The 26113-nt window shown below is 68.4% G+C and carries 21 protein-coding genes; 9 read left to right on the forward strand and 12 right to left on the reverse strand.

The window, feature by feature from the left end:
• Positions 1–39: 39 nt before the first annotated feature.
• Positions 40–756 carry a VOC family protein gene (locus AC1MDG_RS03200; RefSeq protein ID WP_479807502.1) on the reverse strand — a complete coding sequence of 239 codons (717 nt, stop codon included), beginning with the start codon at positions 754–756 and terminating at the stop codon, positions 40–42.
• A gap of 94 nt (positions 757–850) precedes the next feature.
• Here AC1MDG_RS03200 and AC1MDG_RS03205 point away from each other — a divergent pair, with 94 nt between their 5' ends.
• On the forward strand, positions 851–1447 hold the full coding sequence (locus AC1MDG_RS03205; RefSeq protein ID WP_479807503.1) for a YdeI/OmpD-associated family protein: 597 nt from the start codon (positions 851–853) through the stop codon (positions 1445–1447).
• A gap of 45 nt (positions 1448–1492) precedes the next feature.
• Here the strand turns inward: AC1MDG_RS03205 and AC1MDG_RS03210 are convergent, their stop codons facing one another.
• The 4 genes from AC1MDG_RS03210 to AC1MDG_RS03225 all read right to left on the reverse strand — a co-directional run bounded on the left by AC1MDG_RS03210 (position 1493) and on the right by AC1MDG_RS03225 (position 6753).
• Positions 1493–2683, reverse strand: coding sequence for an ABC transporter ATP-binding protein (locus AC1MDG_RS03210; RefSeq protein WP_479807505.1), 1191 nt, complete (start codon positions 2681–2683; stop codon positions 1493–1495).
• Positions 2680–4272, reverse strand: coding sequence for an ABC transporter permease (locus tag AC1MDG_RS03215; RefSeq protein ID WP_479807507.1), 1593 nt, complete (start codon positions 4270–4272; stop codon positions 2680–2682). Before AC1MDG_RS03215 ends, AC1MDG_RS03210 begins: the two co-directional genes overlap by 4 nt.
• A 22-nt stretch (positions 4273–4294) precedes the next feature.
• Positions 4295–5350, reverse strand: coding sequence for an iron ABC transporter substrate-binding protein (locus AC1MDG_RS03220; RefSeq protein WP_479807509.1), 1056 nt, complete (start codon positions 5348–5350; stop codon positions 4295–4297).
• Between the two features lie 200 nt (positions 5351–5550).
• Entirely contained in the window at positions 5551–6753 is a 1203-nt protein-coding gene (locus tag AC1MDG_RS03225) for a glycoside hydrolase family 76 protein (RefSeq protein WP_479807511.1), read from the reverse strand.
• Positions 6754–6882: 129 nt separating this feature from the next.
• Between AC1MDG_RS03225 and AC1MDG_RS03230 the strand changes: the two genes are divergently transcribed.
• Positions 6883–7734: an SDR family NAD(P)-dependent oxidoreductase gene (locus tag AC1MDG_RS03230; RefSeq protein ID WP_479807513.1), complete on the forward strand. Its 852-nt coding sequence runs from the start codon at positions 6883–6885 to the stop codon at positions 7732–7734.
• Entirely contained in the window at positions 7731–8972 is a 1242-nt protein-coding gene (locus AC1MDG_RS03235) for an acyl-CoA dehydrogenase family protein (protein WP_479807515.1), read from the forward strand. The genes AC1MDG_RS03230 and AC1MDG_RS03235 overlap by 4 nt, the downstream gene beginning before the upstream one ends.
• Positions 8973–9077: 105 nt before the next feature.
• Here the strand turns inward: AC1MDG_RS03235 and AC1MDG_RS03240 are convergent, their stop codons facing one another.
• Together AC1MDG_RS03240 and AC1MDG_RS03245 are read right to left on the reverse strand one after the other, a co-directional pair.
• On the reverse strand, positions 9078–9902 hold the full coding sequence (locus AC1MDG_RS03240) for a DUF1684 domain-containing protein (RefSeq protein WP_479807517.1): 825 nt from the start codon (positions 9900–9902) through the stop codon (positions 9078–9080).
• 39 nt (positions 9903–9941) lie between these two features.
• The gene (locus AC1MDG_RS03245; RefSeq protein ID WP_479807519.1) at positions 9942–10550 is read right to left on the reverse strand and encodes a TetR/AcrR family transcriptional regulator; all 609 of its coding nucleotides are present in this window, start codon (positions 10548–10550) and stop codon (positions 9942–9944) included.
• A 181-nt stretch (positions 10551–10731) separates the two neighbouring features.
• On the opposite strand from AC1MDG_RS03245, the gene AC1MDG_RS03250 reads away from it, so the two are divergent.
• From AC1MDG_RS03250 to AC1MDG_RS03260, 3 genes are all read left to right on the forward strand, one after another.
• The gene (locus tag AC1MDG_RS03250; protein ID WP_479807521.1) at positions 10732–11412 is read left to right on the forward strand and encodes an NADPH-dependent F420 reductase; all 681 of its coding nucleotides are present in this window, start codon (positions 10732–10734) and stop codon (positions 11410–11412) included.
• Between the two features lie 224 nt (positions 11413–11636).
• Positions 11637–14498: a phosphoenolpyruvate carboxylase gene (gene ppc / locus AC1MDG_RS03255; RefSeq protein WP_043478101.1), complete on the forward strand. Its 2862-nt coding sequence runs from the start codon at positions 11637–11639 to the stop codon at positions 14496–14498.
• Between the two features lie 106 nt (positions 14499–14604).
• Positions 14605–14910, forward strand: coding sequence for a hypothetical protein (locus AC1MDG_RS03260; protein WP_043478103.1), 306 nt, complete (start codon positions 14605–14607; stop codon positions 14908–14910).
• Here the strand turns inward: AC1MDG_RS03260 and AC1MDG_RS03265 are convergent.
• The gene (locus AC1MDG_RS03265) at positions 14907–15524 is read right to left on the reverse strand and encodes a DedA family protein (RefSeq protein WP_043478106.1); all 618 of its coding nucleotides are present in this window, start codon (positions 15522–15524) and stop codon (positions 14907–14909) included. The two genes, AC1MDG_RS03260 and AC1MDG_RS03265, sit on opposite strands and share 4 nt — an antisense overlap.
• A 63-nt stretch (positions 15525–15587) precedes the next feature.
• Positions 15588–16532: an RluA family pseudouridine synthase gene (locus tag AC1MDG_RS03270; RefSeq protein WP_479809007.1), complete on the reverse strand. Its 945-nt coding sequence runs from the start codon at positions 16530–16532 to the stop codon at positions 15588–15590.
• A gap of 81 nt (positions 16533–16613) precedes the next feature.
• Here AC1MDG_RS03270 and AC1MDG_RS03275 point away from each other — a divergent pair, with 81 nt between their 5' ends.
• Together AC1MDG_RS03275 and AC1MDG_RS03280 are read left to right on the forward strand one after the other, a co-directional pair.
• On the forward strand, positions 16614–17258 hold the full coding sequence (locus AC1MDG_RS03275) for a helix-turn-helix domain-containing protein (RefSeq protein WP_479807524.1): 645 nt from the start codon (positions 16614–16616) through the stop codon (positions 17256–17258).
• On the forward strand, positions 17251–17943 hold the full coding sequence (locus AC1MDG_RS03280) for an SRPBCC family protein (protein WP_479807526.1): 693 nt from the start codon (positions 17251–17253) through the stop codon (positions 17941–17943). The genes AC1MDG_RS03275 and AC1MDG_RS03280 overlap by 8 nt, the downstream gene beginning before the upstream one ends.
• Positions 17944–17992: 49 nt before the next feature.
• Here the strand turns inward: AC1MDG_RS03280 and yczR are convergent, their stop codons facing one another.
• Positions 17993–19501 (reverse strand): MocR-like transcription factor YczR, encoded by a 1509-nt coding sequence (gene yczR / locus AC1MDG_RS03285; RefSeq protein ID WP_479807528.1) that lies wholly within the window; start codon positions 19499–19501, stop codon positions 17993–17995.
• 61 nt (positions 19502–19562) lie between these two features.
• On the opposite strand from yczR, the gene yczE reads away from it, so the two are divergent.
• A complete protein-coding gene (gene yczE, locus AC1MDG_RS03290; RefSeq protein ID WP_043478220.1) occupies positions 19563–20204 on the forward strand; it encodes a membrane protein YczE in 642 nt (213 codons plus the stop codon).
• Between the two features lie 21 nt (positions 20205–20225).
• Here the strand turns inward: yczE and AC1MDG_RS03295 are convergent, their stop codons facing one another.
• Together AC1MDG_RS03295 and AC1MDG_RS03300 are read right to left on the reverse strand one after the other, a co-directional pair.
• Positions 20226–21065, reverse strand: coding sequence for a DNA-formamidopyrimidine glycosylase family protein (locus AC1MDG_RS03295; RefSeq protein WP_479807531.1), 840 nt, complete (start codon positions 21063–21065; stop codon positions 20226–20228).
• Complete coding sequence (locus AC1MDG_RS03300; protein WP_479809008.1) at positions 21058–26073, reverse strand: Lhr family helicase; 5016 nt, start codon at positions 26071–26073, stop codon at positions 21058–21060. The genes AC1MDG_RS03295 and AC1MDG_RS03300 overlap by 8 nt, the downstream gene beginning before the upstream one ends.
• Positions 26074–26113 lie beyond the last annotated feature (40 nt).

The raw sequence follows: 26113 nt of genomic DNA on the forward strand, positions 1-26113 counted from the left end.
CTACCCCATCCCTGCCCGAACCCCGCGCCGGACCGCCTGTCAGTGCCGGGAAGAGACCCAGAGCGCCGGGGCGTCCCCTCCCGCCGCATCCGGATTTGCCACATGCAGGGTCCGCCCGAATGCTTCTTCCGTCATGGTCACTTTGACGCCCGCGGCCTCCAGCCGGTCCCGCATGGCGGACAGCTCGCCCGTGTACTCGAAGCCCAGTCCGGACCGCGGAGCGCCGCTGCCGGGGCGGACCATCAGCACGCCGCCGTTCTTCGCGGTGAAATCCGCGGTTTCGTCGTCATCCGGCACGGGCCGGAGCCGCGCGCCCATGTTTCGCAGTGTCTGTGCAGCGGCGGCGGCGTCCGGAGTGAACCAGACTCCGACGACGGCGAGCCCCGGATCGGCGTCCGCGCACTGGGCGCCGTGGGCGGCTTTGTCCGCGAAGAAGCTGAAGGCGTCCTCGCCCGTGATCCGGCAGGCGGCGCCGTGGTCGGCATCCACCAGCTCGGCCGCTGTGGTCCCGTCCTCCACGGAGGCCAGGTTGGTCCGCCGGGCGAATTCGGCGAGGTCGCCCACTTCGACGCCGAACGACGTCGTGCCGTCTTCGGCGGAACCGGCCCCGGCAGCGTGCAGCGCCACGCGGCCCGAACCGGCGTCGTACTCTTTCCAGGGGCCGTCGTCGACGGTTTTCACCATTCCCAGCGCCGTCAGGAGCTGCTCCCACTGGTCCGGGCGGGAGGTGAAATGGATGGGTCGGACACGCAGCATTGGATCTCCTGAGCTCGGTTGGCGGTGCAAACGACGGTGGCACTGCCATGATGCCACGCCTTGTGTCTGGAAAGGCGGGGGGCAGAATGGTGCCATGGCCATCGAACTCGAGGAACTGCTGGTGAAGGACGCCGCCGAATGGCGCGCCTGGCTGGAACAGCACCACGCCACCAGCCCGGGCGTCTGGCTGGTGCTGCATAAGAAGGGCGGCAACACCACTGAGCTGGACTACGAAGCGGCATTGCAGGAGGCGCTGTGCTTCGGCTGGATCGACGGGCAGGGCAAGAGGCGCGACGACGACAGCTCCTTCCAGCGGATGACCCGCCGTGGTCCGAAGAGCGTGTGGTCGGCGCGGAACGTGGACCGCATCGAAAAGCTTGAAGCGGCAGGCAGGATGACCGAGGCCGGCCGGGCCGCCGTCGAGGCCGCCAAAGCGGACGGGCGCTGGGAGGCGGCGTATTCCGGGCAGGCATCCGCGGAAGTGCCGGCGGACCTGGCGGCGGCCATCGCCGCCGAACCACGCGCACAGGCGATGTTCGACGTGCTGACGTCGGTGAACCGCTACGCCCTGATTTACCGCACCAACTCCGTTAAGCAGGCCGCAACCCGGGAGCGCAAAATCAACGGATTCGTGGAGATGCTGGCACGCGGCGAGACGCCGTATCCGCAGAAGAAGCGACCCGCCGGGTAGCGTGCGCCCGCGTGCCCCGACAGTCATGGCGTCCGGGGCCGGGTGTCAGGCGGAGGCGTCCTCGTCCACAGGGAAGGCCACGGCCTCGCCCACCACGCGCAGGCAGAGTTCCATGCCCGGCCGCGCAATGGACGCGTTCCAGTGCCGGATGGTGATCACTTCGCCGCCGCCCGGGAAACGGTGGTCCGGGATGGCGCCGGCTGCCAGTTCCGGCGGCACGGCCAGTTTCAGGCGGACTGTGGTTTCCGGTCCGAAGTAGTCCGTGTCAACCACTACGCCGCGGATGGGGCCGTCTTCGGCGATGCGGATCTGTTCGGGCCGCAGCATGAGCTGCACACGGCCCTGGGCCGGGGGCCTGCGCACCGGAATGCCGCCCAGCGAACACGTGGCGAGAGAACCCTCCATCCAGGCGTCCAGGATGACGGCGTCGCCCAGGAACTCCGCCGTGGCGCGGTCCGCCGGCCGGGTGTAGACCACAAAGGGGTTGCCGATCTGGGCCAGCCTGCCGCCGCGCATCACGGCCACTTGGTCCGCGAAGGAGAGCGCCTCGGCCTGATCGTGCGTGACCAGGATGGTGGTCACGCCGGCTTCGTTGAGGACCTTGGCCACAGCGCGCCGGGTGGCTACGCGGAGGCCGGCGTCCAGGGCGGAGAAGGGCTCGTCCAGCAGCATCAGCTCCGGCTCGCGGGCCAGGGCCCGGGCCAGGGCCACACGCTGCTGCTGCCCGCCGGACAGCTGGTGCGGCCGGCGCTTGGCCATGGACGGATCGAGCGACACCATTTCCAGGAGCTCACCGACCCGGGCCGCGACCTCACGCCGTCCGCCGGAGAGGCGGCTGGCGCTGAGGCCAAAGGAGACGTTCTGGCCCACGGTGAGGTGCGGGAACAGGGCGCCGTCCTGGGCGACGTACCCGACGTGGCGTTTGTGCGCCGGCACCCAGCTGCCTTCGCCGGCCACCTTGGCGCCGTTGAGGGAAATGCTGCCGGTATCGGGATGCTCGAAGCCCGCGATGAGGCGCAGCAGGGTGGTCTTGCCCGAGCCGGAGGGGCCCACGATCGCGGTGGTGCCGCCCTTGGCCACGGACAGGTTGACGCCCTTGAGGACCGCCTGTGAACCGAAGTTCTTGGTGACGGCCTCGATCTCCAGGTGGCTGTTGGTGCTGGGCGCCACGGACGGGGCGATCCGGGGTTCCGGAAGCCTGGAGGGGGCATGAGGCGAAGTGTAGGAATCTGTCACTGGCCGGCCACTTTCTTGGACTGCTGGAAGAGGAGATAGGTCATGGGGGCGGAAATGAGGATCATCAGCAGCGCATACGGTGCCGCGCCGGCATAGTCGATCTCGCTGCTCTTGCTCCAGAACTCGGTGGCAAGGGTCCGCGTGCCATTGGGGGAGAGCAGCAGGGTGGCCGTGAGTTCGTTGACGATGGCCAGGAACACGAGGGCGGCCCCGCCGGCGGCAGCGGGTGCCGTGAGCCGCAGCGTGACCCGGATGAAGGACACCAGCGGCGGCTTGCCCAGTGCCTGTGCGGCTTCGTCGAGTTCCTTGGGTGCCTGGGCCAGCCCTGCCCGGATATTGACCAGCGCACGGGGGAGGAACAACAGCACATAGGCCGCGATGAGCAGCACCGTGGTCTGGTAGAAGCCCGGGGCAACCCTGATGCTCACGGTCACGAAGGCCAGTCCCACCACGATGCCCGGCATCGAACTGGTGACGTAGTTGGACAGTTCCAGTGCCTTGCTGAACCAGCCGGGGTGCCGGACGGCGAGGTAGGCCATGGGGAACGCCACCACGGTGGTGGCCAGCGCACCGGCCAGGCCGTAGCCCATGGTCTGCATCAGGGCCGGAAGGAACTCGTCGGCCACCCAGATATCGGCGCCACCCGCGACGATCCAGCGCAGGACGAACGTCAGCGGAAGGCCGAAGGCCAGGGCCGTGAGGGCGGCCAGGAAGAGCTGGGCCGGAGCCTGGTAGACGTGCAGCGGCAGCCGCAGCGCCCTGGCCTGCGCGCCGGAGCCCACCCGGGCGTAGCGCGCGGTGCCGCGGCTTCGCACCTCCACCAGGAGCAGGATCAGGCAGAAGAACACCAACACGCTGGCCAGCATGTTGCCGGCGGTGCCGTTGAACGTTGATTGGTACTGCACCATGATCGCGGTAGTGAACGTGTCGAAGCGGATCATCGCGAACGCGCCGTATTCGGCGAGCAGGTGCAGCGAGACCAGGAGCGCTCCGCCGGTCATGGCGATGCGGAGCTGCGGGAGGACCACCCGGAAGAATGTGCGCCAGGCGCCCAGGCCCAGCGACGCCGCGGACTGCTCGATTGCGGGGTCCAGCCGGCTGAGGGTGGCGGCGGCGGGGATGTACACCAGCGGAAAGTAGGACAGCGTGGCGATCAGGACGCCGGACCAGAGCCCGCCCAGGGACGGCACGGCCGAAACCCAGGCGTAGCTGTTGACGAAGGCCGGGATGGCCAGCGGCGCGGCCAGCAGGACGGCCCACCATTTGTGCCCGCGGAGGGTGGTGCGCTCCACCAGCCAGGCCCCGCCCACGCCCAGAACCACGCAGAGCGGCACGGTCACGGCCATCAGGAGCACCGTGTTGAGGAGTAGCTCCCCGACGCGCTCGCGGAAGATCAGCCCGACGGCGGTGTCCCACCCGGTCGCGGCCGTCATGACGACGACGTACCCGAGGGGGACCAGGGAAAACAGGGCGATGAGGACGGCAATGACGGATACTGCGGAAACGCCGAAAGGCGGGCGGGGGCGCTTGCCCCTACCCGCCGTCGTCGTGCTTCCGGAAGTTTCCGGCGCCGCTAGGTCAGTTGACACTGAGTTGCTTTTTCCTCACGGGTTACAGGAGTCCTGCCTTGGTCATCAGCTCGGTGACCTTTTCGGAATTGAGCTTGGCCGGGTCAACGGTGGGCGCCTGCAGTTCCTTCAACGGAACCAGCTTCTCGTTGGCCGGAACATCGGAGGCAATGGCGTACTCGAAGGAGGTGCCCTTCTGGAGGACTTCCTGGCCCTTCTTGCCGGTGATGAACTTCAGGAAGGCCTGGGCAGCCGCCGCGTTCTTTGAGGAGTTCAGCACGCCGCCGCCGGAGACGGAAACGAAGGCGCCCGGGTCCTGGTTCTTGAAGTAGTACGGCGTGACGTTCTTGGAGTTTTCGCCGGTCTTCGCCTGGTCGCCGTAGTAGTAGTAGTGGTAGATCAGGGCGGCATCCACTTCGCCGGCGTTGACGGCCTTCATGGCCGTGCTGTTGCCCTTGTAGGCCTTGAAGTTCTCCTTCATGCCCTTGAGCCATTCCTCGGCAGCGGCTTCGCCCTTGAGCTCAAGCAGTGCGGAAACGATGGCCTGGAAGTCGGCGCCGGACGGTGAAGCGGCCCACTTGCCCTTCCACTCCGGCTTGGCGAGGTCCAGCATGGACTTGGGCAGCTGGTCTTCGCTCAGCTTGGCCTTGTCGTACACCAGGACCGTGGAGCGCGCGGCAATGCCGGTCCACTTGCCGGTGGAGGGACGGAACTCGGAAGGCACCTGGTCAATGGTCGACTTGTCCACGTCAGCGAACAGCCCGGCATTCTCAACCTGCGCCATCGCGGGGGAGTTTTCCGTGAGGAACACGTCTGCGGGGGAGGCTGCGCCTTCCTGGATGATCTGGTTGGACATCTCGGTGTCCGAACCCTGGCGAAGCGTGACCTTGACGCCGGTTTCCGCGGTGAAAGCGTCAACCCATTCCTTGGTGAGGCTTTCATGCTGGGCGTTGTAGACGGTGATTTCGCCGGACACCTTGCCGTCTGCCCCGGCGGTGCTTGCCGCGGGGGTGGAGTTTCCGGAGCCGCAGGCGGCGAGGCCGAGGGCTGCGGTGGCGGCGAGTGCGATTCCTGCCAGCGCGTTGGTGCGGATCTTCATTGGGGCTTCTTTCTGCAAAAAAGTCTTGGTGGACCGTGGTCCGCATGAGGGGGAAGTTAGGGCATGCTCACTGCAAAAACTGTAGGTTAGCCAAACCTAACGAACCAAGCCGAAATGGGCTTAAGTGATCAGGATCACATCAATTACGTAACTTTTACGTGACTTAATTCCCGTAGGCCCGAAGGTGAGGCATCCGGGGCTCAGTTCCGGGCCGCGGGCTTCGGGGCCTGTCCTGCGGCCTGCACCGACGCAGCAGCCTCCAGCACCATCCACGCCTGGAGCTGGGTGGAAAGTTCGACGGCGGCACCCGCCGGATATGACCGGCCCGCCGGTGTCTCGGGGAACACCGGGAACACCAGGAGCCCGCCGTGCCGCGCCAGCGGTTCCTGCGGATCCACGGCGCGGCGGCCATCCCAGAGCGCCTGTGCCGTCTCCGTAACCAGGGTGGCAGCAGTGGCGCGCGTCCGGTCCGAAAGTCGTCCGTCCATTGCCGCCAGCGCGAGGTACCGCGCCAGGATCCCGGTGAACAGGCCGCCGTCGCCCGTTCCGTCGCAGCGGAGCACAGCGGCTGTCCTGCCGGACTCAAGGGTGGCCGGACGGGTCAGGTTGCGGGACACTGAGTCCACCAGGGCGGCAGCCCGGTCAAGGTTCGCCGGGCCGCCGAGCTCCAGCAGTGCCCCCAGGACCGGGCCCTGGTTGTAGGTGTAGATGGCGGCTTCCAGCACCACCTCGCCGCCGGCGCCGATCCGCAGCCCGTCCTGATACATGCCCAGGCCGGGGTCGAACAGCTTGGCCTGGAGCCAGTCCACCAGGGCCTGGGCCTTGGCCGTGTTGCCGGTGCGGGCATAGTAGAGAGCCACCGGAGCCGTGGCGGGCGTGTTCTTGAAGTCCCGCTTCTTGCTCCAGAAGGTTCCGCCGCCCAGGTCGTCCGTGGAGGCGGAATCGAACTGCAGCGTGAGGCTTTGCCGGATCCGGGCGTGGCGTCGGGCGCCCGGCTTTCGCGTGGCTTCGGCGAGTTTCTCGAGCCGGAGGGTGGACAGCGCGAGCCAGGCCATGTCGTCGTAGTAGTTGTTGACGAACGTGAGGAAGTTGCGCAGCCGGATACCGGTGACCAGCTGCGACGCCAGCCGTCCGGCGCTGGGGCGGCTCCCGCCGTCGAACCTTGCGCCCCGCACCAGCTCGCGGCGGCCGGCGTCCACCAGGCAGTCCACGTAGTGCGCCTGCCACCAGTAGTGCCAGGGCCGCCTCAGGTTCTTCAGCCGGCTGGACGGACGTTCGATCGCCGCGATATGCGTTCCGGGCAGGAAAAACAGCCGCTGCCCGAACATCCTGGTCACGGAGCGGGCTGCTTCGTCGGCGCGGGCGGACCAGTCCGCGGGCGCGGTGACGTCTGGGGAGGTCATGGTGCCAGCCTAGCGGGGCGGCGGCCGGATGCGCCTCACAGGTGGCCGCGGGCGTGCGGTTTGCGCCCAGTCCAGTTAACATGCATTAACTGCGTTACGCCGGGTTCGGTTCCACATCAAGGAGGATGCATGGACATCAAAGGTACTGTCGCGCTCATTACGGGAGGAGCCTCCGGGCTGGGCGCCGCAACCGCGCGCCGCCTGTTCGACGCCGGGGCCTCGGTGGTGCTGGTGGATCTGCCGTCGTCGCAGGGGGAGGCGTATGCGGCGGAGCTGAATGGCGGGTCCGGCGTGTCCGGCGTGTCCGGCGGTGCCGGCGGTGCGTCCGCCGGGGCCGCTTCCGGCGCGTCCGGCCAGACTGCCGCGTTTGTCCCGGCCGACGTGACCAGCGAGGAGCAGGTGAAGGCCGCCGTCGATGCCGCCGTTGCCCTGGGACCGCTGCGCATCGTGGTGAACTGCGCCGGCATCGCCACCCCGGGTAAGGTCCTGGGCCGCGAGGGTGTGCTGCCGCTGGACACCTTCAACCGCGTCATCCAGATCAACCTCGTGGGCACCTTCAACGTGATCCGGCTCGCGGCCGCCGCCATGGCCGCCACCGAGCCCGCCGTGACCGACCTTGGCGGCCCGGAGCGCGGCGTCATCATCAACACCGCGTCCGTGGCCGCGTTCGACGGGCAGATCGGCCAGCCCGCCTACGCCGCGTCCAAGGGTGCCGTGGCCGCAATGACCCTGCCGATCGCCCGTGAACTGGCCCGGTCCCTGATCCGCGTGGTCACCATCGCGCCCGGGATCTTCGAGACGCCCATGATGGCCGGACTGCCGCAGGAGGCGCAGGACTCGCTGGGGAAGCAGGTGCCGCATCCGTCCCGGCTGGGCCGGCCGGCCGAGTACGCCAACCTGGCCGCGCACATCGTCGACAACGCCATGCTCAACGGCGAAACCATCCGCCTCGACGGCGCCATCCGGATGGGACCGAAATGACGGCGGCGCCGGGTCAGGGCGCGGTTCCGGCGCAGCCGGCTCCGGCCGCGAACGCCGTGGATTCACTGCCCACGGCCGACTTCTTCGGGTTCGAATCGCTGCTCAGCGACCGGGAACGGCGGAAGCTGGAGGAGCTGCGGGAATTCCTGGCGACGGAGATCGCGCCGTTCGCCACGGAATGGTGGAACAACGCCGAATTTCCCGCGCACATCCTGCCCGAACTCGCCGCCCTCGAGCTGAGTGCCCCCGCCCAGCGCGGCTACAGCCACCTGTTCGCGGGCCTGGTGATTGCCGAAATCACCAGGGTGGACACGTCCATCGCCACGTTCTTCCTGGTGCACCATGACCTCTTCGTTGAGTCCCTGTACGGGTTCGGTTCCGAGGAACAGAAGGGCCGCCTGCTCGACGACGCCGCCAGCCTCCGCACTACCGGCGCCTTTGCGCTGACCGAACCGGAGCACGGCTCCGATGTGGCCGGCGGGATGGAGACCCGGGCGCGCCGCGTAACCGGGGGAGCCGACGACGGCGGCGACTGCTGGATCCTCAACGGCGCCAAACGCTGGATCGGCAACGGGACGTTCTGCGACTACATGCTCGTGTGGGCCCGGGACGAGGACGACGGCGCCATCCGGGGCTTCATCGTGGACGCGAAACTCCCAGGCCTCAGCCGAAGCCGGATCGAGAACAAGATCGCCCTGCGCACGGTGCAGAATGCCGACATCATTTTCCGGGATGTGCGTGTGGCGGAGGCGGACCGCTTCGCCGGCATCGGAAGCTTCGAGGACACCAACGAACTGCTTCGCGGGTCCAGGATCATGGTGGCGTGGCAGGCGGTTGGCCAGCAGCTGGCGGCGTTCGACGTTGCCCGGCAGCACGCCGTCGAACGCCAGCAGTTCGGCCGCCCGCTGGCCAAATTCCAGCTCATCCAGCAGCAGCTGGTGACCATGCTGGGCAACGCCGTGGCCAGCATGGGCATGATGGTCCGGATCGCCCAGCTGCAGCAGGACGGCATGGCGGACATGGCCCAGGTGGCGCTGGCGAAGTCGTATACCAGCGCCCGGATGCGCGAAACCGTGGCGATGGGGCGGTCCATCCTGGGCGGAAACGGGATCGTCACGGATTTCCGGATGGCCAAGATCTTCGCCGACGCAGAGGCCATCTACACCTATGAAGGATCCTTCGAGATCAACTCGCTGATCGTGGGCCGCGCCGTCACCGGGGTGTCGGCGATCGTCTAAGGCCCCCGGCGGCACGGCACGGGCGCGAACGGACACTTCGGGCCCTCCGGCGGCGCGAACGGGCACTTGGCGCCCTCCGCGCCGGGCTTAAGTGTCCGTTCGCGCTCAGTCGGCGATCATCGGGTCCTTCTCGCCGGCTTCGATCCGGTAGTCCAGGCTGTTGTTCTTCACGGGCATGGGGCAGGTCCCGTAGGGCGTGAAGGCGCTCGGGTAGTTGATGGCGCGGTTGAAGTCCAGGACCACCGAACCGTCCGGCCTGGGCCGCGCCGTGGACACCTTCCGCCACTCGTCCGTCGAGTCCCCGTTGGTTTCGTCGTGGAACGTGGCAGTCAGGGCGCCGAGCTTCTCCTCTTCGGCCTGCAGGTGGAACTCGTGGTCCTTGCCGGGCAGCCGGAATACCAGCTCGCCCACAGTGCGGTGCACGCCGTCCACCAGCGGGTTGGCGGTTCCGATGGGAACGTCCACCGGCGTCGGGTAGGGGCGGAACTCGGCATCGATCACCAGGTCAGGGCGGTACTCAAAGGTGGGCACGCCGTCGAACTCCGTGAACACCGGCGAGCTGGAATCCCGGGTGCGGATGGCGTACTTGTCCGCGCGCACGGCCAGTTCCACCACCACCTGCGTGCCGTCGTCGCCGCCGAACTGCACCCACATCAGCGACTCCTCGTCCGCCAACGCGGCCGAGATGGTGCCGTCCACGGCTTCGCCCGTCTCCATCAGTGTCAGCCCATCGGTCGCCGCCGCGGTGAGGAACGCCGTCGTGCCGTCCGTTGACCAGAGTCCGGGGGCGAGGTCGACGGCGGCCGGCTGGCTGTCCAGCCACTGGAACGACGTGAGAGTCAGCCAGCCGTGCTCGCTGGCCAGTGCCTTGTTGCGGTTGGCGCGGAACCGGTTCCAGCGTTCGAGTTGAGCGTCGGTGGCAGTGTTCATGGTTCCTCGTTCTTAGTCCTGGTTCCTGGGCGGGGCTGGTTACTCCGGTGAGCCCAGGCTGGCGGCTATCAGCTGGGACGCCGCATCCCGGGCTGTTTGTGCGGCTTCCGGGTCACCGTCCAGCACGCCGCTGGCCAGGCCCCCGTCCAGAATCAGCGAGAGGCTCCGTGCGAGCCGGTCCGGCCGCTCGGCGCCTGCCTCGGCGGCGAGCCCCTCCATCCACGCCAGCACCGCCTTCTTATGGGCAACGGTGCGCTCATGAACCCGCGTACCGGACGCTGACTCGGCGGCGGCGTTGATGAAGGCGCAGCCCCGGTATCCGTCGCGGCGGCACGCGGAAGCGAGGGCGTCGAACAACCCCGCCAGCTGCGCCGCCGGAGCCGGACCCGCGGCCTCCGCCGCAGCGTGGAGCTGGCCCGTCCAGATGGCATCCACCTTGTCCAGGTAGGCGAGGATCAGTTCGTCCTTGGCGGGAAAGTACTTGTAGAACGTGGCCTTGGAGATTCCGGATTCCGCGATGATGGTGTCGATGCCGGCGGCGCGCAGGCCGTGGGCGTAGAAGAGCCTGAAGGCGGTGGCCAGGATCTTTTCCCTGGCGGGTCCGGCTGGCGTTCGGACAGCCTGCGGTACGGGTGCTGGCGTCGTCATGACTCTATGGTACACAGACAAGTCTGTCTGCGCCTGCCGCTTGGAGTTCCCCATATTCAAACCGTGATCGTCCTCTGATGGTTGCTTGCCGTAGACAGGTCTGTCTGATAGCGTCGCTGCTAGCAGTAGACGGACCTGTCTACCCAGGACGCTGCAACTAACAGATCAGAATGAGGACACCATGAAAATTGCTGTATTGGGAACCGGCACGGTCGGCAGGACCTTGGCCGGAGCGCTGGCGGAACTCGGCCACGAAATCGTCATCGGGACCCGCGATCCGAAGATCACCCTGGCCCGGACGGAACCGGACGCCATGGGCGCTCCTCCCTTCGGCCAGTGGCTTCCGGAGCACCCCCACGTCCACCTGGCTGCGTACGCTGACGTCGCGGCCGGCGCCGGGCTGATCGTCAACGCCACCGAAGGCGCACGTTCCGTTGCGGCGCTCTCGGCCGCCGGTGCGGAAAATCTTGCCGGCAAGATCATCGTGGATATCGCCAATCCGCTCGACTTCTCGCACGGCATGCCCCCTACGCTTAACCCGGTCAACACGGACAGCCTCGGGGAGCAGATCCAGCGGGCGTTCCCCGACGCCAAGGTGGTCAAGACCCTCAACACCATGAACGCGAGCCTGATGGTGGACCCCGGCCGTGCGGCAGGAGGTGACCACTCCGTGTTCGTCTCAGGCAACGATCCCGAGGCAAAACGTGAGGTGACCACCCTCCTCAAGAGCCTTGGACATCAGGACGTCATTGACCTGGGCGATATCACCACGGCACGCGGCGCTGAGATGCTCCTGCCCATCTGGCTGCGGCTCTGGGGCGCCCTGGGAACGGCGAACTTCAACTTCAAGATCGCACGCTGAGTCGGTCTTTGAGGCGCCGGACCACCGGCGGCGGAGTCTCAAAGTCCGGGGGGCGGCGCCTAATAAAACAGGCGCCGCGGCGGACGTCAAGGGCGCGAACACTATCTGAGACAAATTCCCACGCCGCAACAGTGCCGGGTAACATCCCATAGGAACACGTAACCCGGCTCACAGTATCCAGCGCAGTGTACGAGCCAAGTCCGAACCCTCGAAAGATAGTTTCCATGGCTGACACTGCAGTAAATCCAGGCACCCATCTCGCAGGCACTGACCTTCCCGGCGCCGATGCCAGCACCGACCTCGCGTCCGAGCTCCGGGCGGACGTCCGGCGCGTCTCCACGCTGCTGGGTGAGTCGCTGGTCCGCCAGCACGGCCCCGAGCTCCTCGACCTCGTGGAACAGGTCCGGCTCCTGACCAAGGAGTCCAAGGAGGCTGCGCGCGGAGGCGCGGATGCCACCGGCCCCTGGAGCTCGCACGACGTCGTCGCCCAGGTCCGCGAACTCCTGGGCTCCCTGCCCATTGACCAGGCCACCGACCTGGTACGTGCCTTTGCGTTCTACTTCCACCTGGCCAATGCCGCCGAGCAGGTCCATCGGGTCCGCGGACTGCGGACCCGGCAGGAGAAGGACGGCTGGCTGGCCAAGGCCGTGCAGGAGATCGCCGGCCAGGCCGGCCAGTCCGTGCTGCAGGAAGTAGTCAACGAACTGGACGTCCGTCCCATCTTCACGGCCCACCCCACGGAGGCTTCCCGGCGCTCCGTCCTGGATAAGATCCGCAGGCTGTCCGACGTCCTGGCAGTTTCCACCGAGGAAGGCACCTCGGCCCGCCGCCGCCAGGACCGCCAGCTCGCCGAAGTGATCGACCAGATGTGGCAGACGGACGAGCTCCGCCAGGTCCGGCCAACTCCGGTGGACGAGGCGCGCAATGCCATCTACTACCTGAACAGCATCCTCACCGACGCCATGCCCGAAATGCTCTCGGACCTCTCCGAGCTGCTGGGGGAGCACGGCGTCACGCTGCCGTCGCAGAAGGCCCCCATCCGCTTCGGCTCGTGGATCGGCGGCGACCGCGACGGCAACCCCAACGTCACTGCCGGCGTCACCCGCGAAATCCTGCAGATCCAGAACCAGCACGCGGTCCGGATCAGTATCGCCATGATCGACGAGCTCATCGCCATCCTGTCCAACTCCACCGCGCTGGCCGGGGCGGACCAGGAACTGCTGGACTCGATCGATACGGACCTTAAGAACCTGCCGGGACTCGACCGCCGCGTTCTGGAACTCAATGCCCAGGAGCCGTACCGGCTCAAGCTCACCTGCATCAAGGCCAAGCTCCTCAACACGGCCAAGCGCGTGGCGGCCGGTTCTTCGCATGAGCCCGGCCGGGACTACACCTCGACCGCCGGCGTGCTTGCTGAGCTCGGGCTGCTGGAGAAGTCACTCCGCAACCACCACGCCGGCCTGGCCGCGGACGGTGCGCTCGCACGGGTACGCCGCGCCATCGCTTCCTTCGGGCTGCACCTCGCCACCCTGGACATCCGCGAACACGCCGACCACCACCACGACGCCGTCGGGCAGCTTATGGACCGCCTCGGCGGCCCCGGCGTGCGGTACTCCGAACTCAGCCGCGCCGAGCGCCTGGAGGTGCTGGGGGCGGAACTGGGGTCCCGCCGTCCGCTGTCGGGCCACCCGATTAAGCTCGACGGCGTCGCCGACGGCACGTACGACGTCTTCCGCGAGATCCGCCGCGCCCTGAAGACCTACGGTCCGGATGTCATCGAGACGTACATCATTTCCATGACCCGCGGCGCCGACGACGTCCTGGCCGCTGCCGTTCTGGCCCGCGAAGCAGGGCTCGTCAGCCTCTTCGGTGACGCGCCGTACGCCAAGATCGGCTTCGCTCCGCTACTGGAGACGGTGGAGGAGCTGCGGGCTTCTGCCGAGATCGTGGACCAGCTGCTGTCCGATCCTTCCTACCGGGAACTCGTCCGGCTGCGCGGCGACGTGCAGGAAATCATGCTTGGCTACTCGGACTCCAACAAGGAGTCCGGCGTTATGACCAGCCAGTGGGAAATCCACAAAACCCAGCGGAAGCTGCGCGACGTCGCGGCCAAGCACGGCGTCCGGGTCCGGCTCTTCCACGGCCGCGGCGGATCCGTAGGCCGCGGCGGCGGACCCACGTACGACGCGATCATGGCCCAGCCGAACGGCGTCCTGGAAGGCGAAATCAAGTTCACCGAGCAGGGTGAGGTCATCTCGGACAAGTACTCGTTGCCCGAACTGGCACGCGAGAACCTTGAGCTTTCCCTCGCTGCCGTCATGCAGGGTTCCGCCCTGCACCGCACGCCGCGTACGTCCGAGGACCAGCGCGAGCGCTACGGCCACGTCATGGAGACCATCTCCGATGCCGCGTTCGCACGCTACCGCTCGCTGATCGACGATCCGGACCTGCCGGCGTACTTCATGGCGTCCACGCCAGTGGAACAGCTTGGCTCCCTCAACATCGGCTCGCGTCCGTCCAAGCGTCCGGACTCCGGCGCCGGGCTGGGCGGGCTGCGCGCCATCCCGTGGGTGTTCGGCTGGACCCAGTCGCGGCAGATCGTGCCGGGCTGGTTCGGCGTCGGCTCCGGGCTGAAGGCCGCCCGCGAAGCCGGCAACACGGAGCAGCTCACGGAAATGATGGACCGCTGGCACTTCTTCCGCTCAGTGCTGTCCAACGTGGAAATGACCCTGGCCAAGACGGACATGGATATCGCCGGCTACTACGTCTCCACCTTGGTTCCGGAGGAGCTGCACCACCTGTTCCGGGCCATCCGGGAGGAATACGAACTCACGGTCACAGAGATCCAGAAGCTCACCGGTGAGCACGTGCTCCTCGACGCGCAGCCCACCCTCAAGCGCTCCCTGGAGATCCGAGACCAATACCTAGACCCCATTAGCTACCTCCAGGTGGAACTGATGCGCCGCATCCGGGCCGAAGGCTCGGAGGGCGAGAGCATGTCCGGGGCCGAGATTGACGAGCGCCTCCAGCGGGCCATGCTCATCACGGTCAACGGAGTGGCAGCTGGCCTCCGCAACACCGGGTAGCCCCCCTCGACTCCGGAGCGGTGAGCGCGAACGGGCAGATAAGGCCCTGCGGACGAGGATCTGCGGGCGTTATCTGCCCGTTCGCGCTGACGTTAGGGTTGTTTTCATGCCTTCGTTCCAGACCAGACTCAAGATCACCGGGCTGAAGCCTGGAAATCCTCCCGAGGCCGTGATGGCCGCTGCTGTCGAAGCCCTTGGAACAAGGCACCACGTGGAATCGAACCAGCTCCAGATTGCGGGCGGCGTGCCGGAGCTGAACCTCCGCTTCCTGGTGGAGCCAACGGAATACACCGGTGAGAACAACCAGGCGCGGGAGTCGGCGGCGATGATGCGCGACGCCGTCGAGAACGTTGCGGTGACGGGCGCGCTTTTGGTGCTCCGCCGCAACCGCGGCCGCTGGGCTCCGGTCTAAGCCGGATCGCCGGGTTCGTCCACGGGGGACCGGCTGCCGCGGCGGCGGGTGACAATCATGCCCACGACGGCGCCGATCACCAGCCCGACGGCGACGCCGATCAGCGAGCTCGCCCAGAACGGCAGCTTGGTGGCGGATCCGGTGAAATAGCCGAGCGCCGTGAGCCAGGTGCCCCAGAGAACTCCGCCCAGCGCGGCGCAGAAGCTGAATGCCCGGGTGGTGACGTCGGCAATTCCGGCAGCGGCCGACGTCGCCAGCCGTCCGCCCGGAATGAACCGGACGCCGATGATGGCACCGTACGTGGTGGAACGGCCCGCTTTCGCGATGGCCGAGTGGATGCCCCTGTGGAACGTGCGGCCCCAGCGCCACCGGTCCAGGACGTGGCTGAGGCGGCGCTTGAACAGCTGGAACACCACAACGTCGCCGATCCACGACGCCAGCGCGGCAAGGATTCCCACGAGCAGGAAGTTGGCGCGGCCTTCAGCGGCGAGCGCCCCGCCCGTGATCACCACCATTTCGGAAGGGATGGGCGGGAAGATGGCGTCGCCAAGGACGATGGGGATGATCCAGAAATAGATCGCGGCGCCCCAGGTGTCAACGTTGGCAAGGTCCATGGGCACAAGGTATCTCATTTTCGCGCCCCGGGACTTCCGGCCCCGGGCCGGACTGCGCCGGTATTACGCCGGGGCCTCGCTGAGCCGAAGCCGGCTGCGGTACTCCACCGGCTGCTTGGTGATGGGGTCTACAAAACTGATCCCGCGGGCCAGCAGCTGGAGCGGCTTGGTGTAGTCGTCCGGGGCCTTGTCCAGCAGCTCGGGGTAGAAGGCATCGTTGACGATTCCCAGTCCCAGCGACGCCATGTGCACCCTGAGCTGGTGGGTCTTTCCCGAGTGCGGCTCGAGGCGGTACAGCGCACGGCGTTCCGGGGCACCTGCTGACCTGCCGCCGTCGAACGTTTTCATCCGTTCAATGCGGGTTTCCGCATTGGGTTCGCCATCGACCACCTCGGCCAGGAGGTAGCTGCGGGACTTGGTCATGCGGTTCCGGACCACCACCGGGAAGTCGACGGCGGGATGCCCGGCAGCCGGTTCCGCGGCGGACACGCACTCGTACTCCTTCTGGACCTGGCGCTTCTCGAAGAGCACCTGGTACCTGCCGCGGGTCTCCGGGTTGGTGGAGAGCAGGAGGATGCCGGCCGTCATCCGGTCCAGGCGGTGCATGGGGATCAGGTCCGGGAGGTTCAGCTGGTTCCGGAGCCGCACCAGGGCCGATTCCTGGATGTAGGTGCCGCCCGGCGTGGTGGGCAGGAAGTGGGGTTTGTCCACCACCAGGATGTGATCGTCCTGGTGCAGGATGCTGAGCTCAACGGGAAGCCGGGTCTCCGGCGGGAGGGTGCGGTAGTACCAGATAAAGGTGTGGTCCTCGAGCCTGGTGCGTCTGTCCAGCGGGACGCCGCCCTCGCCCACGATCTCGCCGGCGTCGAAACGGTCCTCGATGCCCCGCGGGTCGATGTGGCCCCAGCGGTGCATCATGTAGTCCATTGCGGTGTCCCACGGCCCCTCGTCCGGGAGGCGCAGGCGGGTCGCGTTCACGCCGTCGCGCACGGGGAGAGGGGATTGCATCACCGGTCCATTCTACTTTGCGCACCACCGACGGTTAAAAAGTTCTTGACAAATAAAATTGTCGGTACCGATACTTAACCCATGTTGGACATCGAAGTGATCGAGGACCCGGCCGCGGCGGAAGCCTCGCTGGACCCCATCCGGACCCGCATTCTCCGGGAGCTGGCGGAGCCCGGCTCGGCCACGCAGCTCGCCGCCAAGGTGGGGCTGCCGCGGCAGAAGGTGAACTACCACCTCAAAGCGCTGGAACGGCATGGGCTCGTGGAGCTTGTGGAGGAGCGGCGCAAGGGCAACGTCACGGAGCGAGTGCTGCAGGCCACCGCGGCGTCGTACCTGATTTCCCCTGTGGCTCTGGCCTCCGTGGCGCCGGATCCGCACCGTTTCGCGGACCGGTTCTCCGCCTTCTGGCTGCTGGCGCTCGCCGGCCGCATGGTCCAGGAGGTGGGGAAGCTCATCGCAGGGGCAGCGGCCGCACGCCAGAAACTCGCCACGTTCGCCATCGACGGCGAGATCACCTTCCGCACCGCCGCGGACCGGGCCGCCTTCGCCGAAGAGCTTGGCGTTGCGGTCACCCGGCTCGTGGACAAGTACCACGACGACGGCGGTACGGGCGGGCGGAAGCACCGCCTCGTCGTCGCGCTTCACCCGGCACTCAAGGAACCGGCACTCAAGGAACGCACAACCACCCCGTCCGGGGAAAATGAACAGGAGCAGGACAATGGCTGACAACCGCAAATTCGAGATTGTTTACGACACCGAACTGCCGGGCACCCCGGAGCGGGTGTGGGAGGCCGTCACCAAGGGCACCCCCGGGTGGATGTTCCGCACGGACCAGTGGCCGGACGTGAAGACCGTGGAGGAATACCCGCAGCACCTGGTGTCCCGCATGGAGGGGCCGGACGGCTGGTTCAACCAGCTGGAGCACGTCCTGGAACCGCTCGAGGGCGGCCGGGCCAGGCTGCATTACGTGCACAGCGGCATTTTCGCGGACAACTGGGACCAGCAGTACGACGGCGCCAGTAAGCACACGGAGTTCTACCTCCACACACTGGGCCAGTACCTGCAGTACTTCGACGGCCGGCCGGTGGTTTTCACGGACATCCAAGGCCCCGCGGACTCGCAGGTGCCGGACGGCTTCGTCCGGCTGAAGAAGGCCCTCGGCGTGGACGCCGCGTCGCAGGGGGACGCGTTTGAGGTGGACCTCGACGGCGTGGGGCGGCTCACGGGGCAGGTGGACTTCTCCAACGAGAACTTCCTGGGCCTGCGGACGGCGGACACCATGTACCGCTTCTTTGGCCGCAACGCCTTCGGAGCGCCGGTGGGCATGACCGTCCACGATTTCAGCGGCGCCGGGGATTCCGAGGCTACGGCCAGGGCCTGGGGCGGCTACCTCGGGAAGGTCTACGCGTAGGACCAGGCCGGCGACACGCGGCCGGCCGGCGACACGCGGCCGGCCGGCGTCAGGCGATGGCGCCGGCGGGCGCGATGGCGCCGGCGGGCGTGCGCTGGAGGCTGCGGTGGAGCCGGGGTGCGGCCTCGAGCTTGTCCTGGGCTGAGCGCAGGGCAAGCACCGCCGTCTCCAACTGAGCGGGCGGGAGCGTGAACGGGATGCGCAGGTAATGCTCGAAAGCCCCGCCCACGCCGAACCTTGGGCCGGCCGCCAGCCTCACCCCGAAGTCGGGCCCGATGACCGTCAGCGCGGTGCTGACCGGTGCGGGGAGCCGGCACCAGACGCTCAACCCGCCATCGGGCCGTTCCGGCTGCCAGCCGGGAAGGACCCCGCCGAGCAGCTCGAGCAGCGCTGCCCGGTTCTCGCGGAGGGCTGCCAGCCGGGCCGGCAGCGGCTCGTCGAGTGACCGGACAAGGTGAGCGGCCGCCAGCTGTTCCACCACCGGTCCGCCCAGGTCCATGGTGGTACGGGCGGCCGCGAAGCGCTGGATCAGCGAACTGCCCGCCCGGATCCAGCCGGTCCGCAGCCCGGCCCAGTGCGACTTGCTCAGGGAGCCGATGGTGACCACCGCAGGGCTGAAGACCGCCAGCGGGGCGCTTTCCACGGCGTCGAGGTTCAGCTCGCGCAGAGTTTCGTCCACCACCAGCACGGTTCCCGCGGCCGCCGCCGCCCGCACAAGCCGGCGGCGCTGGGGATCGGACATCAGCCGGCCGGTCGGGTTGTGGAAGTCCGGCACCACGTATGCCATCGTCGGCCGCTGCTGCATCATGGCGGCTTCCATTCCGGCCACGTCCCAGCCGCGACCGTGCGGGAGGGCGACCGGAACGGGCCGGCAGCCGCTGGCGCGGATGGCATCCAGTGCGTGCGGGTAGGTGGGGTGGTCCACGAGCACTTTGTCCTGCCGCCCGGCCAGTGTGCGGAGCACGATGTTCAGGGCATGCTGCGCCCCCGATGTCACCAGGATCTGGTCCGCCGTGGTGGCGGCCCCGGCCGCCGTGTAGCGCGCGGCAATCGCCTCCCTCAGCGGTGCAATGCCGATGGCGTCATACCCAAAACCCGGAAGCAGTGCCGGGAGTTCCGTCAGTGCGGCGGCGAAGGCCCGGTGCACCACCTCGCCGCTGGCAGGCAGGGACGCGTAGGCGAGATCGAGCAGGCCGGGCGGTGCTGCCAGCCCGGGCGCCCCGGCAAGGGAAGTTGGACTCAACAGTTCGGTGAATGCCGGCCCGCTTGCGCCTGCGGGGATGCGGCGGGGGATGCAGGTCCGGCCGCGGCTGCCCTGCCGGCTGCTCAGGAAACCCTGCTCACGCAGGCTGGCGTAGGCAGCCGTCACCGTGGTCCGGCTGACTCCCAGGGTTGCCGCCAGGGCGCGCTCGCTGGGCAGCGCCATGTCCAGCGGGACGCGTCCGTCCAGGATCAGGAGGCGGACGACGTCGGCCAGCTCGCGGTAGGCGGGCGCCGTGCCGCGGTTCCACCCGCCCAGGAGCCGCGTCAAGGCGGTGGGGTTCAAGGAGCCGGACATGTAGCCAGTATCTCAAACTGGATATGGATTACAAGGCCAGTTATGGCGGACGATGATTCTCATGATGACCCGCAGACTCCTCCAACTGTTCACCGGCCTGGCCATGTACGGCATTTCGCTGGCCATGTTCATCCGTGCCGGCCTTGGCCTTGACCCCTGGGATGTATTCCATCAGGGCCTGGCCGGAAAGACCGGCCTCTCGATCGGCGCCGTGGTGGTCATCGTGAGCTTCCTCGTCCTGCTCCTCTGGATTCCGCTCCGGCAGTGGCCCGGGTTCGGCACCTTGTGCAACGCCGTACTGGTAGGTGTGTTCGCGGATGTGGGGCTGGCGCTGATTCCGGAGTTCTCGCATCTGGGCGGCCAGATCGGCATGCTGGCGGGCGCTGTGCTGCTGAACGGGATTGCGTCTGCCTGCTACATCGGCGCCCGGTTCGGCCCCGGCGCCCGCGACGGGCTGATGACCGGCCTGGCGCGGCGGACGGGGTGGTCGGTGCGGACATCCCGGACGGGGATCGAAGTGGTTGTCCTTGCCACCGGCTGGCTGCTGGGCGGATCCGTCGGCGTGGGCACGGTGGTGTATGCCTTGGCTATCGGCCCGCTGGTGCAGTTGTTGCTGCCGCGGTTCACGGTGCCGGAGGCGGGGAAATCCGTTGCGGACAGGGACGCCGCCGGAGTTGGCCCGGTGCCTGAGCCGGCTTCCTGATCCGTTTCGGGACCCGGTGGCTCAGGCGTTGGGCCCCGGCGGCGGCTGGCAGGTGGGGCAATAGTAGATGTCGCGCTCTTCGGTGCCGGTGCCTTTGGCGAGCACGCCGTGACGGATGGGCGTAGCGCATTTGAGGCACGGCTGGTGCTCGCGGCGGTATACCCAGTATCCAGGACGTCCGGCCATCCGTCCGACGGGCATTCCACGCGGGTTGAGGACGGTGGTCCGGCGGCCCGGTCCCAGGTTGGCCTCCAGCAGCTGCTTGGCCGTGGCCATCATGGCGGGCAGGTCCGTGACATCGGAGACCGGTGCCGCGGGATGGATGCCGGACAGGAAGCAGGCCTCGCAGCGGTAGATGTTGCCGATGCCGGCGAGGTTGCGCTGGTCCAGCAGGGCCACGCCGATGGGGACGTCAGGGGCTGCCCGCAGCCGCCGTTCAGCCTCCGCCATGTCCCAGTCCGGACCCAGCAGGTCCGGCCCGAGGTGGCCGACAACGGAATCCTCGTCGGCGGTGCGGACCACTTCCAGGATGCCAAGGGAAAACCCGACGGCGTCCGCCGTGGCAGTGCGCAGCACGCACCGGGCGGTGAACCCCGGTTTCCGCCAGCGGCCGCCGGGCGGGTAGACCTGCCAGGCGCCTTCCATCTTCAGGTGGGAGTGGATAGTCAGCCGCTCCTCCGCCGGGCCACGTAGCCGCATGAGCAGGTGTTTGCCGCGGGGCACCACCTCGTCCACGGTCCACCCCGCCAGCTTCAGGGTGGCGAACCGGGGCACCCGGAAGTCGGAGGCGGTGAGCTGCTGCCCGGCCAAGGCGGCATGCAGCTGGGCCGCCGCCCGCCAGACGGAATCGCCTTCAGGCACGGATTCTCAGTCCCTTCGGAGTGGAGTACGCGCCGGCGTGGGTCAGGGCGGCGGCGGCAGGAGTGTCCAGGATGCCGTGGCCGTTGACCTTCTCCATGATCAGCTTGTCCACGGCGCCGCGCTTGACCACGCCCACCAGGGCTGCCGCGGCGGCGGCCAGCACGTCAGGGTCTTCATCGAAGGCGAGCAGCGTCTTGCCGCCGCGTTCCACGTACAGGGCCAGGGCGCCGTCGACCATCACCACCAGCGCTCCGGCTTTCCTGCCCGGACGGTGGCCGCTGCCGGCTTCCACGCTCAGCGCGGGCCACGGCAGGGCCGCACCGTAGGGGTTGGCGGGGTCCGTGGCGGCAAGGGCCAGGGCAACGGGCTCCGGCTTGGCCAGCTGGGAGTCTTCGGAGTAAGACCGCAGCCTGTCCACGGTGGCCGGAACGGCGAACTGCGCGGCGCCGAGGTGTTCAATGAAGTAACCCCGGCGGCAACGCCCTGCCTCTTCCAGCCTGGCCAGGACTTTGTACATCAGCCCGAAGCCGCCCAGGATGTTCTCCGCCATGACGGACCCGCGGGTCACAACACCGTAGCGGTCCAGCAGGAGCTCGGCCGTGGCACGGGCGTGGATGGTGGGGTCAAGCTCGGGCAGCGGCAGGGCGGACCACCGGCCGGCCGCCAGCGGCGGGGTGGGAGCGGCGCCGGTCACAGAGCCGTAGCGTCCGCCGGTCAGCCCGGCAGATCCCATCAGACCCGTCCCGTGGGCGCGTCCCAGCCTGCTCATGCGGGGCGCGCGTGCCCGCGGCGCCCGGGCAACCTGGCGGTGCGCCGTGTGGCCCCCGGCGATCATGGCCCGGACCGGAGCGAAGGTGTCGCCGGTGATACGGCCGGCCCACGCCAGGTCCCACAGGGCAGACACCACATCCTGGTCGCTCAGCACGGAGTCCATGCCGCCCGCAATGTCCGTTAGCTGCCGGAAGAAGTAGCCGCCGCCGTTGTTCTGCAGGTGCTCCAGCAGCCGCTGCTGCGCGTCCCCCGGCTGGTAGTCCGGCGCGGGATTCAGCGTCAGTTCGGCCGAGTCCGCGAGGTGCAGGCTCACCCAGCCGTCATTGCCCGGCAGCGCGCCGGCGCCGGACCAGAGGACCTCGCCGGCGGCCATCAGCTCATCCAGCATGGCCGGCTGGTAGTCGCTGACGCGGCTGGCGAGGACCAGCGGCTCCCACGCCGAAGCCGGAACCGGCACGCCGGAAAGCTGGTCGACGGCGGTGATGATGCCGTCCAGGCCGCGCAGGGCGGACTGGCCCCGGCCGTGCCCGGGGATCCGGACGTTCTGCCAGGCCGGGAGGAAGCGTCCGTAGGCGCCGGCATCCACGGGCTCAACTTCGGCCCGCAGCGCCGCCAGCGACCGGCGGCGCAGCTTCCGCAGCACCTCGGCATCGCACCATTCACTGCTGCCGGCCAGGGGTGCGACGGCGGCGGCGTGCGGCGCAGGGGCATCCTCCTCGCCCGGCTCCGGAGTTTCGGGCGCGGGCGCCTGCTGGGGCGGTGTGGCATGCGGGCGGAACTCGCCTTCCACCACGCGGCCGTCCGCGGCGAGCCGCTTGAGCGCGGTGCCGACGACGGCGACGCCGAGTCCCAGCCGGGCCGCGGCTTCCGTTGCGGTGAAGGGCCCGTGGGTGCGGGCGTAGCGGGAGACAAGGTCGCCAAGGGGGTCGGCCACCGGCTCGATGAAGGCCAGCGGCACACCCATGGGCAGGGGCACCCCGATGGCGTCACGCAGGCGGGCCGCATCCTCGACGGCTGCAAAACGTTCCACGCCGCCGATGTTCACCCGGAGTGCGCGGTTGGCCCGTTGCAGGGCGGCAAGGTGGGCAACGGCATCGGCCATGAGGGTTTCGGCAGGCTCAACCACCGGGGTTGGCTCAGGCTCCGCGGCAGGCTCAACCACCTGGGCTGGCTCAAGCTCCGCAGCAGGCTCAACCACGGGTTCGGCACGTTCCAGCCGCGCGGCCACTTCCCCGGGGGTCAGCGGGCCGAGCAGGCGGAGCAGGTCCGCGACGCCTTCCATGCCGCGAACCCGTCGGTCCGGGGCAAGGCGCTGCAGCTCCCGTTCGGTGGCTTCAATTACCTTGGCATCCAGGAGCTCGCGCAGCTCCACCCGGCCCAGGAGCTCATTGAGCAGCGTTGAATCCAGGGCCAGCGCGGCTGCCCGGCGCTCGGCAAGCGGCGAATCGCCCTCGTAGAGGAACTGGGCCACATAGCCGAAGAGCAGGGACTTGGCGAACGGCGAAGGCTGCTGCGTGGTGGTCTGCAGGATCCGCAGCTCGCGCCGCTCAATGGACGCCGCGATGTCCTTCAGCGCCGGGAGGTCGTAAACGTCCTGCAGGCACTCGCGCACCGTTTCCAGCACTATCGGGAAAGTAGGGTACTTCCGGGCCACGTCCAGCAACTGCGCGGACCGCTGGCGCTGCTGCCACAGGGGCTGGCGCTTTCCCGGGTTTTGCCGGGGCAGCAGCAGGGCACGGGCGGCGCATTCACGGAACCGCGAGGCAAAGAGGGCGCTGCCGCCCACCTCGGCCGTCACGATCTGTTCGAGTTCCTCCGGATCGAAGAGGAACAGTTCGGCTCCGGGCGGCTCGTCCTCCATCATGGGCACCCGCAGCACGATGCCGTCGTCCGCGGCCATGGCGGAGCCGTCCATCCCGTAGCGCTGGTGCAGGCGCTGCCCCACCGCAAGGGCCCAGGGCGCGTGCACCGGCATGCCGAACGGGCTGTGCAGCACCACGCGCCAGTCGCCCAGTTCGTCATGGAACCGCTCCACCACCATGGTGGTGTCGCTGGGGACAACTTCGGTGGCCAGCTTCTGTTCGGCGAGGTACTGGATCAGGTTGTTCGCGGCGAAATCATCAAGCCCGCTGGCCTTGCAGCGTTCCGTGGCGGGGCCGACGTCGGACGCTGAGAGCTCACGCACAAAAGCGCCCAGCGCGCGGCCCAGGTCCACCGGCCGGCCCAGCGAATCACCCTTCCAGAAGGGGAGTTTGCCCGGCTGGCCGAAGGCCGGGGAAACGAGGACACGGTCGTGCGTGATGTCCTCGATCTTCCAGCTCGTGGCACCCAGGGCGAAGATGTCCCCTACGCGGGATTCGTAGACCATTTCCTCGTCGAGTTCACCCACGCGGCGGCCGCCCTTGGCGGCGGAGGCGCCGGGGCTGGCGGCTTTTCCGTCGGCGGACGGCGACGCCGAGCCTTCCACCTCGGTGCCGATGATGTAGACGCCGAAGAGCCCGCGGTCCGGAATGGTGCCGCCGGATGTCACGGCCAGCCGCTGCGCCCCGGGGCGGCCTTCGATGGTGCCGGCATTGCGGTCCCAGATGATCCTTGGCCGGAGCTCGGCAAATTCGTCCGAAGGGTAGCGGCCGGCCAGCAGGTCCAGTGTGGCCTCGAACGCCGAGCGGGGGAGGGACGCGAAGGGGGCGGACCGGCGGACCGTGGCGAACCATTCCTCCACGTCGATGGAGCCCAGCGCCGTGGCGGCCACAGTCTGCTGCGCCAGGATGTCCAACGGGTTGGCGGGAACGCTGAGCCGTTCGATCTTGCCGCCCAGCATGCGTTCCACGGTGATGGCCGTATGCACGAGGTCGGCGCGGTGCTTGGGGAACAGGACACCCTGCGACACCTCGCCCACCTGGTGCCCGGCGCGGCCCACGCGCTGCAGCCCGCTGGCCACGGACGGCGGCGACTCCACCTGGACCACCAGGTCCACCGCGCCCATGTCGATGCCAAGCTCAAGGGAGGACGTGGCAACAACGCACCGCAGCCGGCCCGACTTGAGGTCGTCCTCGATCAGCGCCCGCTGGTCCTTCGACACGGAGCCGTGGTGTGCCCGAGCCAGCACGGGGTCGGCGCCTGCGGTACTCCCGGCCTGTGCCATCATGTGCGCCGGGGTCGCCGTTGACGTCGGTGTGCCGGCCGCCGGCCCGCCGGCAGGCACCGTTTCAAAGTCCGGGGCCCCGGCGCCGAACTCTCCCCAGCCGCCGCCCGCGGCCACCAGTTGGCGTTCGGCGTAGATTTCGTTGAGGCGCGCAGTCAGGCGTTCCGCGAGGCGGCGGGAGTTGGCGAACACGATGGTGGACTGGTTGGCCATCACCAGGTCCACGATCTTTTCCTCCACATGCGGCCATATGGATGCCTGCGGCTGCAGCCCCGAAGCAGGCCCGGAGTCGAAGGCGCCGGCGGCCCCCTGCAGGTCGGACATGTCCTCCACCGGCACGGAAACCGTGAGGTCCCAGTTCTTTTTTGACGGCGGGGCCACGATTTCCACCGGCGCGGTGCCCGCCAGGAACTGTGCCACGAGTTCGCGGGGTTCCACGGTCGCGGAGAGCCCGATCCGCTGCGCCGGCTTGGGCAGGAGGGCGTCCAGGCGTTCAAGTGATACGGCCAGATGCGCGCCGCGCTTGGTGCCGGCAACGGCGTGGACCTCGTCCACGATGATCGTGTCCACCTCGGCCAGCGTTTCCCGGGCTTTGGACGTGAGCATCAGGAAGAGGGATTCGGGCGTGGTGATGAGGATGTCCGGCGGGTGGCTGAGCAGCGCGCGGCGGTCCGCCGTCGTCGTATCTCCCGAACGGACGCCCACGGTAATCAGCGGAGCGGGCAGTCCCAGCCGCTTTGCTGTCTGGGTGATGCCGATGAGCGGCGCGCGGAGGTTGCGTTCGACGTCGACGCCAAGCGCCTTGAGCGGCGAGATGTACAGGACGCGGGTTTTCCGCTTGGGCGTCTTTGGCTTCCTGCCTTTGGCGGCCGGGTCCAGGCCCGGCAAGGCTTCCGGCTCGGCGGGAGCGGATGACTGGAGGCGGTCCAGCGCCCAGAGGAACGCTGCGAGCGTCTTGCCGGAGCCCGTCGGGGCGACCACCAGCGCGTGGGACCCGGAAGAGATGGCATTCCAGGCGCCGTTTTGTGCGGGCGTGGGCGCGGAAAACGCGCCGAGGAACCACTCCCTGGTGGCCTGGCTGAACCTGTCCATGGTCGGCGCGGAGGAACGCCGGCCGGCCGGCGCTCCTGAC

The sequence above is a fragment of the Arthrobacter sp. AIWTK1 genome, assembly GCF_056680535.1.